General features: G+C 64.3%; 1 protein-coding gene. It reads right to left on the bottom strand.

Annotation, left to right across the window (positions count from 1 at the left end):
• Positions 1-128: 128 nt before the first annotated feature.
• Complete coding sequence (locus tag ACP7BL_RS17850) at positions 129-1,205, bottom strand: IS5 family transposase (protein WP_426258929.1); 1,077 nt, start codon at positions 1,203-1,205, stop codon at positions 129-131.
• Positions 1,206-1,282: the final 77 nt, after the last annotated feature.

Genomic DNA, 1,282 nt, shown 5'->3' with positions numbered 1-1,282 from the left:
AGCTGGGCGCCTCCATTTACCCAATGAAGAGATCGGATTGAGGATCAGAGAAGGCGCTTTGGGTGATCGTGGTGTTTGGCGCTGGGTTCGTCGGGGTTTTCAGGGTTTCCCGTAGAGCGCGGACGCAATTATCCCATGGCCGCGCGGCGCTCGTGGAAGATCAGGCGGTGGATGTTGAAGGCCAGGTTGGCGAGCGTGATCTTGGCCTTGGCCCGTTCGATGCCGATGGTGCGGATGAACAGGCCCATGACGGCCTTCTGATGCGCGAACACATGCTCGACGCGCGCACGGACCCTGGATTTGGTGGCGTTGCCGCGGCGAACATGGGCGGGCATTGGCCTGCCCTTGGGCTTTCTGCGGTGGATGCGGCTGACCCGGCCCTGGGCCTTCAGCCAGCGTTCGTTGCTCTGGCTGCGATAGGCGGTATCGGCCCAGACATCCGAGGCGGTGTTGTCGCTGGTCACCACGTCGCGCAGCATGCGGCCGTCGTAGCGCGCGCCATCCGTGACCTTGCCCTTGCGGATGAAGCCGAAGGTCCGGCAGATCGCAATACTGCTTTTATACCCGAAACTCGGGATCGCGATATCCGGCTGCGGCTTGCCATCTGCCGTGGGCCGCGCCTTGGCGAACTTCAGCGTCCAGCGGGCATCGACATCCTTCTGGCGCGCCCTGGCGGGTTCGTCCGGCCAGATCTCGGCAGCGCTCCGGCCCGCCTTCACCGCGGCCTTCTCGGCCTCGGTGTTGCGTTGTTTGGGCGCGGCGACCAGCGTTGCATCGACGATCTGACCCCCCATCGGCAGATAGCCCCGCGCCTTCAACTGGCGGTCGAAATCGGCAAACAGCGTATCGAGCGCGCCGACCGCAGTCAGCCGCTCGCGAAACATACGGATCGTGTTCGCATCCGGCGTCGCTGCGCCAAGGTCGAAGCCCAGGAAGCGCAGCCAGCTCAACCGATCCCGGATCAGCCATTCCATCCGCCCGTCGGCCACGTTGTTCTGCGCCGCCAGCACCAGCACCTTCAGCATCACCACCGGATCGTAAGGCGGCCGACCACCCTTGGTGCCGTCCGAATAGCCCAGTGCGGCTACCAGCGTCGGCCGAAACGCTTCAAAGTCCACAATCCGCGCCAGCACCTCCAGCGGATCGCCGTCCGCTGAAAGGCGCTTCATGTGGTCCGATAATCCGAAAAGCCCAGCCTGCCGCATCGTCCGCTCCCGCTGACCGCCGACAGTGAATCATCACTGCGCCAATTTGGCGAGAGGTAAATGGAGGCGCCCAGCTG

The organism is Sphingomonas sp. DC1600-2 (genome assembly GCF_049897605.1).
In the GTDB taxonomy this organism is placed as follows: Bacteria; Pseudomonadota; Alphaproteobacteria; order Sphingomonadales; family Sphingomonadaceae; genus Sphingomonas.
Note: the sequence above shows the minus strand (reverse complement) of the source record. Positions and strands in the feature narration are given on the sequence as shown.

What these genes read in the sequence shown, in the direction of transcription:
- ACP7BL_RS17850 (WP_426258929.1), bottom strand. Translation starts at nt 1,205, where the DNA reads ATGCGGCAGGCTGGGCTTTTCGGATTATCGGACCACATGAAGCGCCTT.